Source organism: Streptomyces sp. NPDC021020, assembly GCF_044333285.1.
In the GTDB taxonomy this organism is placed as follows: domain Bacteria; phylum Actinomycetota; class Actinomycetes; order Streptomycetales; family Streptomycetaceae; genus Actinacidiphila.
In genome coordinates this window covers 919,805-933,767 of sequence record NZ_JBIRQQ010000001.1, presented here as the reverse complement: position 1 = coordinate 933,767, position 13,963 = coordinate 919,805, and the positions used below count along the sequence as shown (strand labels likewise).

The 13,963-nt window shown below is 74.0% G+C and carries 11 protein-coding genes and 1 riboswitch; of the genes, 2 read left to right on the top strand and 9 right to left on the bottom strand.

Features of this window, described 5'->3' with window-relative positions:
* Positions 1–173: 173 nt before the first annotated feature.
* From ACH4SL_RS04090 to ACH4SL_RS04065, 6 genes are all read right to left on the bottom strand, one after another.
* A complete protein-coding gene (locus ACH4SL_RS04090) occupies positions 174–875 on the bottom strand; it encodes a transglycosylase family protein (protein ID WP_398441804.1) in 702 nt (233 codons plus the stop codon).
* Between the two features lie 3 nt (positions 876–878).
* Positions 879–1,008, bottom strand: a riboswitch (cyclic di-AMP (ydaO/yuaA leader).
* Positions 1,009–1,416: 408 nt separating this feature from the next.
* On the bottom strand, positions 1,417–2,475 hold the full coding sequence (locus tag ACH4SL_RS04085; RefSeq protein WP_398441803.1) for a transglycosylase family protein: 1,059 nt from the start codon (positions 2,473–2,475) through the stop codon (positions 1,417–1,419).
* 136 nt (positions 2,476–2,611) lie between these two features.
* Positions 2,612–3,889: a cytochrome P450 gene (locus ACH4SL_RS04080; protein ID WP_398441802.1), complete on the bottom strand. Its 1,278-nt coding sequence runs from the start codon at positions 3,887–3,889 to the stop codon at positions 2,612–2,614.
* Positions 3,890–3,968: 79 nt separating this feature from the next.
* A complete protein-coding gene (locus tag ACH4SL_RS04075) occupies positions 3,969–5,030 on the bottom strand; it encodes a nucleoside triphosphate pyrophosphohydrolase (RefSeq protein ID WP_398441801.1) in 1,062 nt (353 codons plus the stop codon).
* Positions 5,031–5,064: 34 nt separating this feature from the next.
* Positions 5,065–5,721 (bottom strand): SurA N-terminal domain-containing protein, encoded by a 657-nt coding sequence (locus ACH4SL_RS04070; protein WP_398441799.1) that lies wholly within the window; start codon positions 5,719–5,721, stop codon positions 5,065–5,067.
* 212 nt (positions 5,722–5,933) lie between these two features.
* Positions 5,934–6,743, bottom strand: coding sequence for an HNH endonuclease family protein (locus ACH4SL_RS04065; protein WP_398441797.1), 810 nt, complete (start codon positions 6,741–6,743; stop codon positions 5,934–5,936).
* A 283-nt stretch (positions 6,744–7,026) separates the two neighbouring features.
* Here ACH4SL_RS04065 and ACH4SL_RS04060 point away from each other — a divergent pair, with 283 nt between their 5' ends.
* Positions 7,027–8,577: a DUF2079 domain-containing protein gene (locus tag ACH4SL_RS04060; RefSeq protein ID WP_398441796.1), complete on the top strand. Its 1,551-nt coding sequence runs from the start codon at positions 7,027–7,029 to the stop codon at positions 8,575–8,577.
* Positions 8,578–8,596: 19 nt separating this feature from the next.
* On the opposite strand, the gene ACH4SL_RS04055 is transcribed toward ACH4SL_RS04060, so the two are convergent.
* From ACH4SL_RS04055 to ACH4SL_RS04045, 3 genes are all read right to left on the bottom strand, one after another.
* Positions 8,597–10,135, bottom strand: a complete 1,539-nt coding sequence (locus ACH4SL_RS04055) for a protein kinase (RefSeq protein ID WP_398441795.1) — start codon at positions 10,133–10,135, stop codon at positions 8,597–8,599.
* Positions 10,132–10,851, bottom strand: coding sequence for a hypothetical protein (locus tag ACH4SL_RS04050; RefSeq protein WP_398441794.1), 720 nt, complete (start codon positions 10,849–10,851; stop codon positions 10,132–10,134). Before ACH4SL_RS04050 ends, ACH4SL_RS04055 begins: the two co-directional genes overlap by 4 nt.
* A 93-nt stretch (positions 10,852–10,944) precedes the next feature.
* A complete protein-coding gene (locus ACH4SL_RS04045; RefSeq protein ID WP_398441793.1) occupies positions 10,945–13,002 on the bottom strand; it encodes an N-6 DNA methylase in 2,058 nt (685 codons plus the stop codon).
* A gap of 201 nt (positions 13,003–13,203) precedes the next feature.
* On the opposite strand from ACH4SL_RS04045, the gene ACH4SL_RS04040 reads away from it, so the two are divergent.
* A complete protein-coding gene (locus ACH4SL_RS04040) occupies positions 13,204–13,890 on the top strand; it encodes a hypothetical protein (RefSeq protein ID WP_398441792.1) in 687 nt (228 codons plus the stop codon).
* Positions 13,891–13,963 lie beyond the last annotated feature (73 nt).

The window sequence follows — 13,963 nt, the reverse complement described above, 5'->3', positions numbered from 1 at the left end:
TTATTATACTACTCGTTTCCCGGTACGAGCCTACCCGCCCCGCCCCCCCGGGCGGGTCGTCGCCCCGCCCCCTCACCCGTAAACCCGCCCGCACGCGCGGGGGGGGGGGGGCGCGCCGCGCGCCCGCCCGGCCGGTGAGGGGTGTGCGGGGCCGGTTCGCCCCGCGTCCCGGATCAGCCGAGGCGCAGGTGCTGGCCCGGGTAGATCAGGTCGGCGTCCTTGACGACGTCCTTGTTGAGCTGGAAGAGCTTGTGCCAGCCGCCCTTGACGTGGTGGCTCGCGGCGATCTCGGAGAGCGTGTCGCCGGAGACGACGGTGTACGAGCCCTTGGCGCCGTGCCGCTGCCAGTCGGTGGCGGTGTGGGTCGCCGGCTTGGCGGCCTTCTTGGCCGGGGTGCTCTTCGCGGGGGTGGTCTTCGCGGCGGTGCTCTTCGTGGTGGTCTTCGCCGCGGTGGAGCTGCTGGAGCTGCTCGACGACGAGGACGAGCCGCCGGGGTTGATGTCGGGGGCCGGGCCGCCCGCGGTCAGGCCGCCGGCCGAGGCGCACGACCAGGCGCCGGGGCCCTGCAGGGCGAGGAGCTTCTCGGCGATCGCGATCTGCTGGTCCTTGGTGGCCAGGTCGGCGCGCTGCGCGTACTGCAGGCCGCCGGCCGCCTCCCAGCTGGACTGCGAGAACTGCAGGCCGCCGTAGTAGCCGTTGCCGGTGTTGATGTGCCAGTCGCCGCCGGACTCGCACTGCGCGACGGCGTCCCAGGTGGCCACCGAGGCGGCCGAGGAGGAGGTGGCGCCGATCAGCGGCGCGGCGACGGCGACGCCGGCAACACCGGCGAAGGTGGCGAATCGGACCATTTTCGAGGCACGACGGTGCTTACCCATGTATCTGTCCCTCACCGACGCCTACGAGGTCAGCTGTCGGGTTCGGACGTGAGTTGCCCGGCCGGCACCGCCCTCAGGCGGATGCCCTGCTTCACCCCGAGCCGGACCGTGGCGGAGACGGCGGCTGCTTCGCGGCGCAGCGGGCTGCGCGGCACGATGCCGTCCGTTTCCGTGGGTCCGGCGGAAAGACCGTGGGTCCCCCGCTCCTGCCTGCGGCGCTTTCGCGTCGGTTGCTCCCGTCGGGCGCGGCGGCAGGACTCGGCGTTCCGCTCCGACAGGGCCCGCTGTGGCGAGCGCTTAGACGTTAAGCACACCGGACCGGATTGAACAAACAGTCGCGTTTCGGACGCCAACTGCGGCCGCGATGTCGGCCGCTGGACGAATCCGCAGGTCGGACGGCCGCAGCGGGGCGGGACGCGGGTGACCGGTCACAGGTCCGGAGAGAGGCTTGTCACATCACCACATGGAACGGAAATCCCGTACGTCCTTTTTGTTACCGGGCATACATGGCAGGGGATTTCAGTCCGGCGGGCAGTTCGTCTCACCCGAGATCGATGATCTGTCCGGGTTTGATGAGGTTTGGATCGTCGCCGATCGCTTGGCGGTTGACGTCGTAGAGGTGGAGCCAGCCACCGGGGACGTCGTGCGCGGCGGCGATCCCGGAGAGCGAGTCCCCGGCGCCGATCTTGTAGGTGTCCGCGGCCTTATGCGACGCGGTGTCCGAATTGCCGCCGTTGCCCTGGGTGTTGTCGCCGGTGCCGCTGCCGCTCCCCTGACCCGTGCTCGCGTCCCCGTCCGTGGGGCCCGGGACGACGGCGGTGGTGCGGGTGCGGGTCGCGCGGTCGGCCGCGGCCAGCTCCTCGTCGGTGGGGCTGTACGGGCGCGCGTGGCGGCCGGTGCCGGTCGTGGGCGCGCCGGGGGCGGCGGGGGTGGCGGACGTCGCCGGGGCGGAGGGGTCCGCGGTCGGGGCGGTGGGGGTGGCGGGGGTGGTGGCGGTGCCCGGGTCGGTCGGGGTGGGGCTCGCCTCGGCCGGGGGCGCGGGGGTGGCGGGCGTCGTGGGGGTGGCCGGCGTGGTGGGCGTCACCGCGGGGGTGCCGGGGTCGGCGGGGGCAGAGGGGTCTGCGGGGTCGGCGGTCGTGGTGGGGGCGGGGGTGGCGGTGGAGCCGTTCCCGTCGCCATTGCCGGTTCCGCTGCCGTCGCCGCCGCTGTCGGCGGTGTTGTCGTCGAGCAGGCCCGTGCCGAGCTCGCAGCCGGGGAAGGCGTCGGGGCCGAGGTCGGCCAGGATCTTCTCGGCCACCTTGATCTGGTGGGCCTGCGAGGCGAGGTCGGGCCGGGGGCCGTAGCGGAGGCCGCCGTAGCGGACCCACATGTCCTCGGTGAGCGAGAGGCCGCCGTACACGCCGTTGTCCGAGGCGGCGTCCCACTGCCCGCCGCTCTCGCATATCGCGACCTTGTCCCAGGTGCCGCCGTCCGCGGCCTGCGCGGCTCCGGCGCCCGCGCCCAGCAGGGGCAGCGCGAGTCCCGCACCGGTCGCCGCCACTGTCACCACGGCCGCGGGGGCCTGGCGGGGGCGTCGGTGCCTGCCGTTGGCGGAGAGCATACGGTCGCCTTTCATCGGTGCCGTTGCGCGCAGCCTTCGCACGCCTCGCGTTGACCGCAGAACGTAGCGGGGTTGGCCAACGGATCACAAGTCGATGTAGCGGTCATCACGTCGCGGTCACGGGATTGACGCCGCGTCAGTTGACTTGCGGGGCCTCGGGGGTGAAGGCCACCGGCAGCGTCCGCAGGCCGCGCATGATCAGGCCGCCGCGCCAGCGCAGGTCGCCGGGATCCGCGGCGAGCCGCAGGTCGGGCAGCCGGGTGAGCAGGGTCGCGAGTGCCGTTCTGGCCTCCAGCCGGGCGAGCGGCGCGCCGAGGCAGTAGTGGATGCCGTGCCCGTACCCGAGATGCGGGTTGTCCCGGCGGGTGAGGTCGAGCCGGTCGGGGTCGGGGAAGCGCGCGGGGTCGCGGTCGGCCGCGGCGAGCACCACCAGGACCGGGTCGCCCTGGGCGATCGGCACACCGCCGATCTCGACGGGCCGGGTGGCGTAGCGCCAGGTCGCCAGCTCGACGGGGCCGTCGTAGCGGAGGAGTTCCTCGATCCCGGTGTCCAGCAGGCCGTGGTCCCCCGACGCGACGGCCCGCTGGAGGGCCGCGCGCTGCTCCGGGTTGTGCAGCAGCGCGTAGGTGCCGTTGCCGATCAGGTTGACGGTGGTCTCGAATCCCGCGAAGAGCAGCACGAAGCACATGGCCGCGGCCTCGTTCTCCGTCAGGTGCTCGCCGTGGTCGGAGGCCCGGATCAGACCGGCGATCAGGTCGTCGGGCGGGCCGCCCGCGTCGCCTGCGGCCAGTTCGGCGCGCTTGCGGTGGATCAGCTCCGTCAGATACGCGCGCATCCGCTTGACCGAGCGCGCGACGCCGCCGCGCGGGCCGCCGCCGTGCCGGATCATCATGCCGGCCCAGTCCCGGAAGTCGTCCTGGTCCTCGGCGGGCACGCCCAGCAGGTCGCAGATGGCGTAGATGGGGAGGGGGAAGGCGAACTCGTGGATCAGGTCCGCCTCCCCGCGCGAGGCGAAACCGTCCACGAAACGGTCCGTCAGCTGCTGCACCCGCGTCCCGAAGCCCGCGACCCGGCGCGGGGTGAAGGCCGTGGAGACGAGGCGCCGCAGCCGGGTGTGGTCGGGCGGGTCGATGTTCAGCAGATGCGTCATCAGGTCCGCGCTGCGCTCGCCCGGGATGCCGGTCTTGCCCCGCGCGCCGGGCGACTCCGCGTGGTGCACCGGGTTCTTGCTCAGCCGCGGGTCCGCCAATGCCTCGCGCGCGTCGGCGTACCGCGTGACGAGCCAGGCCTCGACCCCGCTGGGCAACGTCGTGCGGTGGACGGGCGCGTGCTCGCGCAGCCAGGCGTAGGCCGGGTAGGGGTCGGTGGCGAACTCCCAGGTGAAGAGCTCGGGCATGGCGGCGCCTTCGGTCATCCCCCGACCGTACGCGACACGCCGCCGTGCGGGACGCGAGGTACGGGACAGCGGGGTGCGGGACAGCGGGGTGCGGCGGCTACTCCTCCGGGGGCCCGTCCTGCGCGGCCCGCCCCTCGGACTCGGCGGCGCGTATCGCCTTGCGGTAGCGGCGTGCGGCGTGCCGCAGGGCCGCCTCCGGGTCGATGCCGGACGACTGGGCGGTGGCGGCCTCGGCCAGCAGGTGGTCGCCGAGCGCGTGCTCGTCGTCGTAGAGCGGTGCGGGCGGGGTGACGGGCAGCGGGAGCCCGGCCTGCCGCGCCCTTCCGGCGAGCTTGGCGGCCAGCGCGAGGGCCGGGGAGGCGAGCGGCACCCCGTCCGTGGCCGACTCGCGGGCCTTCTCGACGCCCTTGAGCCGTACCCAGTTGGCCTGCACCTGCTCGGGCGTCTCGGCGATCTCGTCGCCGAAGATGTGCGGATGGCGGTGGATCAGCTTGTCGACCAGGCCGGCCGCCACGTCGTCGATGCCGAACGGCTCGTCCGGATCGCCCTCGGCGATGGCGGCGTGGAAGACCACCTGGAGCAGGACGTCCCCCAGCTCCTCGCGGACCGCCGCCCGGTCGCCGTCCTCGATCGCCTCGACCAGCTCGTACATCTCCTCGATGCCGTACGTGGCGAGATCCTCGTGCGTGCGCAGGCTGCTCCAGGGGCACTCCGCCCTGATCCGGTCCATCACCTGGACCAGGTCCAGCAACCGCGCGCCCGGCAGGTCGTACGAGCCGGGCAGCAGCTCCAGGTCGGGCATCTCGACCCGGCCGGAACCGCCGAGCGCGGCGAGCTCCGCGGTGACGGCCCGGTCGCCCTCCCCGCCGCCCGCCGGCAGATACACCACCGTGCGGCCCCCGGCCGCCGCCTCCACCAGCTCGCGGCCGGTGGGCGCGGCGATCTCCACGGCCACCTCCGCCTCGCGCAGGAAGGGCAGCTGGGGATGCCCGGCGTCCGGGCACAGCACCCGGTCGGCGCCGCGCAGCGCCTGCCACGCGGGCCAGGACAGCTGTCCCGGAGCCACCCGGTGGCTGGTGGTGAGCAGGACCAGCCGGCCGGCGCCGCCCGAGGAGGCGGTGCCGGGACCGGCGGTGGAGTCGGCAGCGGAGTCGTTCACCCCTCGAACGTACCGCGAGGGTCCGACAACGGCCTCACACGGCCGGCGCGGCCGAGGACGGCGTCTTGGTGATCACCCAGGCGTCGGAGGTGTCGCCGATGCTGGCCTTGTTCTTGTCCCAGGTGCCGTAGCGCGGGTTGATCGTCACGCCGAGCTTGTCCGCGGTCTTGGTGAGGATGCCGAGCAGGGCGGTCTGGCCGCCGTCGCTGCCCGGCTGGTAGCCGAGGCTGGAGATCAGCTTGCCGAGCAGCGCGTTCGTCCGGAAGTAGGTGTCGGCCTCGGCGGGCGCGATGCCGAACTGCTGGAGCAGCGCCGCGTTCAGCGCCTCCTCGCTGCCGCCGAACTGCTCCAGCGCCGCAGCGCGGTCCTGCTGCGCCTCCTCCTCGGAGACCGTCACCCCGGCGTCGTCCGCGGCCCGTTCGATGACGGCGGTCTGCACGAGCATGGTCAGCGTCTGCGACGACAGCTTGGTGCTGGACGCGAGCAGCTGGGCGCTCTGCGGGGACGCCTCCTGCGCCGCGCGCACCTGGTTGACCTTCGACTGCAGCGAGGCCACGGTGATCCGCTGGTCGCCCACCACGGCCGCGGCACCGGTCCGGTCCGGACCCGATCCGCACGCGGTCAGGGCGGGCGATGCCAGCAGCAGCGCGGCTGCGGCGATCGAGACGGCGGCGGTGCGGCGGCGGACCATGGGTGCCTCCCGGCAGGGGAACAAGCCTCACGTTGCTGATGTGATGATCGAGCACGAGGATATTGATCCCGGGCGGCCGATATCCAGCACTGCGCACCACAGGATCCGCACAGTCCGCCTCCGGGAGCCGCGTTCGCGCCGACTTCGCGCCGCCTTCCTGCCGGTTGCCCGCCCGGATCCCGGTGGCGGGCGGTTGCCCCCGGGCGGCGGCGTCAGCCCGTGGGCAGGCGCTCGGAGGGGCAGCCGCCGAGCACCTTGCGCATGGCGTCGCGCTCCGCGGAGGTCACCCACAGGCCGTACTTCTTCTTCACCGCCACCTGCCGCGCCACGTAGGCGCAGCGGAAGGCGGTGTTCGGCGGCAGCCAGGTGGCGGTGTCGCCGTCGCTCTTGCGGCGGTTGGTGGACGAGTCGACGGCCAGCAGGTTGAGCGGGTCGTTGGCGAAGTCGCGGCGCTTGGTGTCCGGCCACTGCTGGGCGCCTTTCTGCCACGCGTCGGACAGGGCCACGGCATGGTCGATGTCGACCTTGCTCGCGCCGCGCTTGTAGGTGATCTGCGTACCGGTGTAGGGATCGGCCAGGACGCCGGCGGTGACGATGCACTGCTTGGCACCGTCGCGGAAGGTCGTCTTCCGCAGGTCGCGCTTGAGTATGTCGTCGCGGGTGTCGCAGCCGTTGTGGTCGGTGTCGGACCACGCGGGGCCGAAGCGGTCGCGCGAGTAACCGGTCTTGGGCGCGCGGCCCTTGACGGTCAGCTGCCCGGCGGCCGCCAGCGCGCTGCCGGGCGCGCCCGCCTTGCCGCCCGGGGCGGCGGAGGACGCCGGGGCGCTGCCGCCGGCCGCGGGGGTGTTCGGGTCCTTGCAGCCCGCGAGGCCGCCGCCGAGGAGGACGGCGAGAGCAGCGGCGCAGGCCAGGGCCCGGGCGGGGTGGGAGCGGGCGGACGCGGGGGGCCTGCCGGTCACGCTCGCCGGGCCGGCCGCGCCGGCCTTTCCGGACCCGGCGGGCAGGGTGGTCGTGGGTGCCATGTGCGCCTCTCAAGGGTCCGGCCGGTACGACGACCGGTGCGACAAGCGGAAGAACGGTCCGTCAACTGCCTTCCCCCGATGGCGCAGACTACGGCTCCGCGCCGGCCCTCCTGTCCGCCGGGTCTCCGCGGGCGGCCCGGTCGCGGGTGGCCGGGCCGATGTCGGCGCGCCGCCGCAAGGACGCACCCTTCTCGTGGCCAAGCTGGTAACACCCCGAAACGGGGCGAAAGGTGCACTCCGCGGAATCGCGGCAGGGCGGCCGACGCGACGGAAGGACCGGCGGATGAGCGGCGACGGGAACGGCGAGCGGGACCGCGCGGAGGCCGTGCTCCCGGCCCCGGAGCCCGGCGGCGCACGGGAGATCCCCGCGCCCGCGCGCCCGCCGGCCGCGGACTCTCCTGTCGGCCCCCGGGACGCGGCGGCGACGGCGGGCCCCGCACGGCCGCTCCCGCCCCGGCTCGACCCGTGGCTGCTCGCCGGGGTCTTCGCGGCCGTCTACGCGGCGCTGTCGCTCTCCCGCTACCGCCACATGGAGACGATGTCCTGGGACCTGGGCATCTTCGAGCAGGCGGTCAAGGGGTACGCCCATCTGCACGCCCCGGTCGCCGACCTCAAGGGCCCCGGCTTCGACGAGCTGGGCGACCACTTCAGCCCCGTCGTCGCCCTGATCGCGCCCTTCTACCGGGTCTTCCCGAGCACGGTGACGCTGCTCGTGGCGCAGGCGCTGCTGTTCGCCCTGTCGGTGGTCCCCGTGACACGGGCGGCGGGGCTGCTGCTCGGGCGGGGCAGCGGGCTCGCGGTCGGCGCGGCGTACGGGCTGTCGTGGGGCATCCAGCGGGCCGTCGAGTTCGACTTCCACGAGATCGCCTTCGCCGTGCCGCTGCTCGCCTTCTCCCTCGCGGCCGTCCTGCTGCGGCGCTGGACGGCGGCGATGCTCTGGGCGCTGCCGCTGGTACTGGTCAAGGAGGATCTCGGCGCGGCGGTCGCGACGATCGGCGCGGTGGTGTGGCTGCGGGCCGGGCAGGACACCCTGCGCGGCGCGGCCGGCGGGGGAAGGGTCCGCCCCTGGGCACTGCGACTGGCGGCCTTCGGGATCGTGGCGTCGGCGTGGGAGATCGGCTGGCTCATCCCGCTTCTCCACGGCCCGGGTTACGACGCGTTCAATCACATCGACGGCGACGGCACGCTCACCGGCCACATCCCCCCGGTCACAGCGCTGCGCACCCTGCTGTGGGTGCTGCTGCCGGCCGGCGGGCTGCTCGCGCTGCGCTCCCCGCTGCTACTGGTCGTGCTGCCGACCCTTGGGTGGCGCTTCGTCTCGCACTACCCCGAGAACTGGGGCACCGCCTGGCACTACAACGCCGTGCTCATGCCCGTGGTCTTCCTCGCCGCGGTGGACTGCGCCGCCCTGGTCGCGGCCGCCGCGCCGGGCGGCCGCCGGGCGCCGCAGTGGCTGCGCGCCGCCGCCCGCGCGCTGCCCGCCACGGCGCTCGGCGCCGCCGTCGCGCTGGGCACGCAGCTCCCGGTGGCCGGGCTCACGCACCTGGCCGCCTACCGGGTCGACGGCGGCACGCGGGCCGCCGAGCGGGCCCTCGCCCGCATCCCGGACGGCGCCACGGTGGAGGCCAACGTGGGGCCGATCAGCCGCCTGGTCCGCCGCACCACCGTCTACTGGGTCGGCCAGACCGGCGGCCGGACTCCGGACTTCCTGGCCTTCGAGAACCTCTCCGGCTGGCTCACCGACCCGGCCGGCTACGCCCGGCAGCTCCATCCGCAGGCCCGCTACGCGACGGTCGCCGACGCCGGCGGCTACGTGGTGCTGCGCCGCGAGTGACCTTCCGTCCGCCGTCCGCCTACACGTGCACCTGGCCCAGCCACGCCAGGGTCCGGCGGATCTCGGCCGGGAAGGGGTGGTGCGGGCCGTGGACCCGCTCGGCGTCGTAGAGCAGCCGGGTCAGGATGTCGCGGGCGGCGGTGCGGTCCCCTATGGACAGCAGCAGGTGGGCCGTCCGGCGGCGGATGTCCAGCGGGGTGCCGGGGCTGGTGGCCGTCCACTGCTCGAAGTACGGCAGCAGCACGCGGTATTCGCTCAGCGCGGCCCTGGGGTCGCCGAGGTGCTCCAGGCACTGCGCCGCCTCGTAGCGGTACTGCAGCGCCTGGCGGTCCGCCCCGCCGTACTGCGAGGCGAACTCGTCCGAGAGCCGCCGCAGTTCGGGCAGCGCCCGGCGGTACTGCCCGTCCTCCATCAGCGTGGCGGCGTACTGCTTGCGCAGCGCCCGCAGGACGGGTGAGTGCTCGCCGTGCCTCTCGGCGGCCGCCGGGATGATGCCGCCCAGCATGTCGACCGCCTGGGTGATCCGGCCGGCGTCCAGCAGCCTCTTGACCTCGTCCACCGCCACGGCCAGGTCGCTGTCCTTCGGCGCCTGCGCGGGCCTGGGCGGTACGACGGGCTTCGCGGGCACCGCCGGAGTGGCGACGCGGTCCGGCCACGGCGCCTGCGGACGCACGAAGGGCCGCGTCGGATCCATCGGCCCGAGCGCCGTCCGGTGCGAACCGGGCGGCGGCAGCAGCGCCGCCAGCTCCTGGTAGACCTCCTGCGCCGCGGCGGGGCGGTGCTGCGGGTCTTTGGCCAGCAGCCGCAGCACCAGCGCCTCCAGCGGCTCGGGCACCTCGGGCCGCAGCCGCCGCAGCTGCACAGGTGCCTCGTACAGATGCCGGTGCAGCACGCCGAGCGCCGTGGTGCCGGCGAACGGCACGTTCCCGCTGAGCAGTTCGTGCAGCAGCACGCCCAGCGCGTACAGGTCCGTGCGCGGTCCGACCGCGCCGCCCATCGCCTGCTCCGGCGCCATGTACGCCGGGCTGCCGATGGGCGTGCCGGTGTGGGTCAGCCGCGTGGTGTCGGTGTCCATCACCGAGGCGACGCCCAGGTCGAGCACGGTGATCGTGCCGTCCGGACGGACCATCACATTGCGCGGCTTGAGGTCGCGGTGGACTATCGGCACCGCGTGGACCGCCGCCAGCACCGCGCACAGCTGCGCCCCCACTGCCACCGCCCAGGGCCAGGGGTAGGGCTCGTGCTCGGCGAGGTGGTCGCCGAGGTCGGCCCCCTCCACGTACTGCATGACCAGGTACAGCTCGTCGCCGTCCGCGCCCGCGTCGTGCACCGTCACCAGGCCCGGGTGGTCGACCTGGGCGGTGACCCGGCACTCCCGGTCGAACCGCTGCCGCAGCTCGCCGGCGTCGTCGCCGCCCGCGACCTTGTCGGGCCGCAGCAGCTTCACCGCGACCCGGCGGTCCAGCCGCCGGTCGTAGGCCGTCCACACCTGGCCCATTCCGCCCTGGCCGATCACCGTGGCCAGTTCGTAGCGGCCGGCGACGAGCCGACCGATCATCGGCCCTCCTCCTTGCGGAGGTAGTCGCTCAACTCGTCCAGTTCCGCCCGCACCTGGTCGATCCGCGGTGCCTGCGGCCCGACCGGCGCCGTACCCGTCGACGGCTCCGGCGTGTGCGGTGTCGCCTGCACGGGCCCCGGTGTCCCGTACGGGCCCGTCCCGTTCGGGTGGGGCACGCCCGGATTCGACAGGTGGTTCGGCACGGGCGTGTGGTGCGGGGCCGGCGTGTGGTGCGGCCCCGGGCGCGGGACGGGCGTGTGGTGCGGCGCCGAGTGCGGCCCCGGTATCCCTGCGGTCATCCCGCCGGCCGCCGGGGCGTACCCGGTGGTGTACGGGCCCTGCGCCGGGTAGCCGCCCGGCACCGCGTACCCGACGGCCACGGCGGGGCGCCGTCGGATGTCGGTGACCAGGAAATACGCCGGGGTGCCGAACATGACGACCAGCACCGTCAGCGTCCCCGCGTTCGACTGCCAGGTGTCGGTGTTGTCGTGCGCGAGCCCGATCAGCGTGTAGCCGGTGATGATCAGCACGATGTCGATCACCATCAGTGCCCAGTCGGCCGGGTTGCGCCGCAGCACCGCCAGCCGCAGCGGCGACGCCCAGGCGAGGAACCCGATCGAGAGCACCGGCAGCGCGGTGAACAGCACGCGCAGCCCGATCACGGCGCCGCGGCCCGGGGGCCGGGGCGGCGGCTGGGTGATGCCGGGGCCGTACATCTGGTGCTCCTGGTCGTCGAAGCGGATGGCTAGTCGAGAGCGTATCGGCCGCAACGGGCAGGCTGCGCGGGTTCCGCGACGGCCTGTGGACAACTATCCGGGCCGCACGGTGCCGTCCGTCAGCCCGTCGTAGAGCCCCTGCACGAGCTGGTCGCCGAGCTGGGTCGCCTGGCGCAGCGCGTCCTCGAAGGCCGCGAGGGTCCGGAAGCGCTCGCCGTAGCGCCGCTGCTCGGCCGGAGGCAGCCGCGGCACCTGGAGCCGCCGCACGTCGAGCCGGGTGGAGGTCGTCGCGAAGCTGCTGGCCTGGCGGCTGTTGGCGGTGCCGCGCAGGAACCCGGCGAGGAACCAGGGGTCGAGCGCCCCGGTGTCCGGCCGCAGCAGATACACGTTGCGCCCGAGCGCGGCGCCCGCGGTGGCGGCGTCCACCACCCGGGCCACTCCCCCGCCGCCCAGGATCGGCACCACCACGTCGCCCTCCTCGAGGAGCACCGGCTCGTCCGCGGGACCCTCCGGGCGCCCCGGCGGCAGTATGCCGGTGGGCCCACCGCCTGCGATGACGTCGTGCTCGGTCAGCACGGCGGGAGGGGCGGCGGAGCTGTCGGGCGGGGCGCTGCCCCCGCCGCCCGCGCGCATCAGCAAAATGCCGGACCGGGCCAGTTCGCCCACGGTCGTGGTGGGCCAGCGGGCCGGCTCACCGTCCGCCGGGGGCGCGGGGGCCATGTCCGCGGTACGACGCAGCGTCTGCGCCAGCCTGTCCCGCACGGTCTCCAGCTCGGCGGCGCCCCCGTCCGCGGCGGGCGGCGGGAGATGCCGCGCGGGCGTCACGTCCACGTCGTCGTCGAGCAGTTCGATGACCGGGAGCATGCGGTTCAGGCCGGGGCGGTCGGGCACCGAGCCGTGCCGGTCGAAGGCCCGCCAGGTGTCGAGGACCGCCGAGCTGACGGCGAACCAGGGCGCCTTCTCCGCACCGGATCCCGGTATCCCCGCCCCGTCGAACAGCAGCAGTTCGGCCGGCGGCCGGTGCTCGGGGTGCGGCTTGCGCAGCACCCACAGATGGAGCGGCAGCCCGTGCGGCGGCGCGGCTCCCGCGGGCAGCGCCACGACGGCGCGCAGCGTGCCCCGGCGCAGCAGGTCGGCGCGCACCCGGCGGCCCGACCTGCGGGACGCGACGGCGGGCGGCATGAGCATCACCACCGTGCCCCCCTCCTTGGTGTGGGCCAGCGCGTGCTGGAGCCAGGCCAGCTCGGGCTCCGTGCGGGCCGGGAAGCCGTATTCCCAGCGCGGGTCGTACCCCAGCTCGTCGTGGCCCCAGTTGCGGTCGTTGAAGGGCGGGTGGCAGAGCACGGTGTCGACGGACAGGTCGCGGAAGGCGTCCGCGCGCAGGCTGTCGCCCGTCGCGACCCGGACCCGGACGGTGGGGTCGGTCGCCAGGGCCAGGCGCAGTGCGGTCAGCGACGCCAGCTCGGGGTCGATCTCCTGGGCGTGCACGGCGGCGGTGGCCCCGCTCGCGCGCAGCAGCATTCCGCTGCCGCCGGCGGGGTCGAGCACGCTGCCGGGGCGCTCGCCGGCCAGCGCGGCCATCAGCTCCGCCGGGCCGGGCGGGGTGAGGACGAACTGCCTCGGGTTGGCGTCGAGATAGCGGCCGAAGAGGAATTCGTAGGTCTGGGCGGGGCCGACGTCCTCGGCGAACTTCACCGCGGTGCGCAGCAGCGGCACTGCTTCGTCCAGCTGGTCCGGCAGCCGCACGGGGTGGTCGGGACCCAAGCGCGCGGCCAGCGCGGACTCCAGCTCGGCCGGCAGCCGGTCGGCCAGCTCGCCGTCGGACGCGGCGCTGTAGTGGACCGCCAGGCGGGGATCCTCGCGCATGAGCATCAGAACGGATCCGGCGATCCGCAGCGCGGCGGGCACGCCTCCGGGGTGGCTGTCGGCGCGCTGCCAGAGGCGCTCGTACAGCGGCACGGAGGGGAGCTTGCCCTGGTCGCGCAGCCACTTCTCGATGGCGGCCAGCTCGTAGGTGGGGCTGGTGTCGGAGCCTCCCACGGGCCTGGGGAAGTCGTCGTGGCGTCGCCGCCAGTTGCTGACGGCGGCCCTTCCGACGCCGGCCAGCCTGGCGATCTCCGCCGCCGTCACCTCGCTCGCGTGCTCGGGCACTGTCCTCTCCTCCCCGCTGGTCGTCCGCGCGTGTGCTGTGTCTGTCGGAGCGAGCATACCCAGCGATCACTGTCGAACCCCTTCACGGCGTGAACGTCACTCGTTCGAGAATTTGTGTTGACTCGATTCACACATCGATGCTCTCATGGTGTCAACGGTTCACAGGGCCACCGAGGCCCGCCGAGCGCAGGGGGGAATCCCATGTCCAAGACGTCTCTCGTCCGGCTCGCCGCAGCGGGCACCGTCACCGCGTTCCTCACGATCGGGATCGCAGCCTGCGGGCCCTCGGACGACTCGGCGGGCTCGTCCGGCCCGTCCGCGAAGGGCGGCGACACCGCGTCCGCACCGGCCGCGCCCTCGTCCGCACCGGCGCAGAAGAAAGAGGACAAGCCGGCCGACAAGCCCGCCGCCAAGGGGGACGGCACGTTCGAGGTCGGCAAGGACATCCAGCCGGGCACGTACCGGACCAGCGGGAATTCCGACGGCATGTGCTACTGGGAGCGCGACAAGGACGCGAAGGGCGACACCGACTCGATCCTTGCGAACGACACCGTGTACGGCAGCAGCTACGTGACGATCAAGCCGACGGACAAGATCTTCACGTCGACGGACTGCAAGGACTGGTTCGCCGCCGGGAAGGACAAGCCCGCCTCGCCGAAGACGTCGATGGGGGACGGCATGTACAAGGTGGGCACGGACATAGCCGCCGGCACCTACAAGGCCAAGGGCGGCGAGTCCTGCTACTGGGAGCGCACCAAGGACGCGCTGCACGACGTGGACTCGATCCTCGCGAACGACAACGTCACCGGCCAGGCCGTGGTCACGATCACCGCCAAGGACGCCTACTTCAAGACGGCGGACTGCGGCACCTGGACCAAGACCGGCTGAGCGAGGAGACAAGAGCCGTCCGTCCCACGGGTCCCGCGCGGACAGCGTCGTCCCGTATCTTTTCCGGCAGACC

Excerpts from the sequence above, each read along its gene's own strand:
- ACH4SL_RS04070 (WP_398441799.1), bottom strand. The coding sequence starts at position 5,721 with ATGGTCCGCCGCCGCACCGCCGCCGTCTCGATCGCCGCAGCCGCGCTG.
- ACH4SL_RS04040 (WP_398441792.1), top strand. The coding sequence starts at position 13,204 with ATGTCCAAGACGTCTCTCGTCCGGCTCGCCGCAGCGGGCACCGTCACC.
- ACH4SL_RS04085 (WP_398441803.1), bottom strand. The coding sequence starts at position 2,475 with ATGCTCTCCGCCAACGGCAGGCACCGACGCCCCCGCCAGGCCCCCGCG.
- ACH4SL_RS04060 (WP_398441796.1), top strand. The coding sequence starts at position 7,027 with ATGAGCGGCGACGGGAACGGCGAGCGGGACCGCGCGGAGGCCGTGCTC.
- ACH4SL_RS04080 (WP_398441802.1), bottom strand. The coding sequence starts at position 3,889 with ATGACCGAAGGCGCCGCCATGCCCGAGCTCTTCACCTGGGAGTTCGCC.
- ACH4SL_RS04055 (WP_398441795.1), bottom strand. The coding sequence starts at position 10,135 with ATGATCGGTCGGCTCGTCGCCGGCCGCTACGAACTGGCCACGGTGATC.
- ACH4SL_RS04050 (WP_398441794.1), bottom strand. The coding sequence starts at position 10,851 with ATGTACGGCCCCGGCATCACCCAGCCGCCGCCCCGGCCCCCGGGCCGC.
- ACH4SL_RS04090 (WP_398441804.1), bottom strand. The coding sequence starts at position 875 with ATGGGTAAGCACCGTCGTGCCTCGAAAATGGTCCGATTCGCCACCTTC.
- ACH4SL_RS04065 (WP_398441797.1), bottom strand. The coding sequence starts at position 6,743 with ATGGCACCCACGACCACCCTGCCCGCCGGGTCCGGAAAGGCCGGCGCG.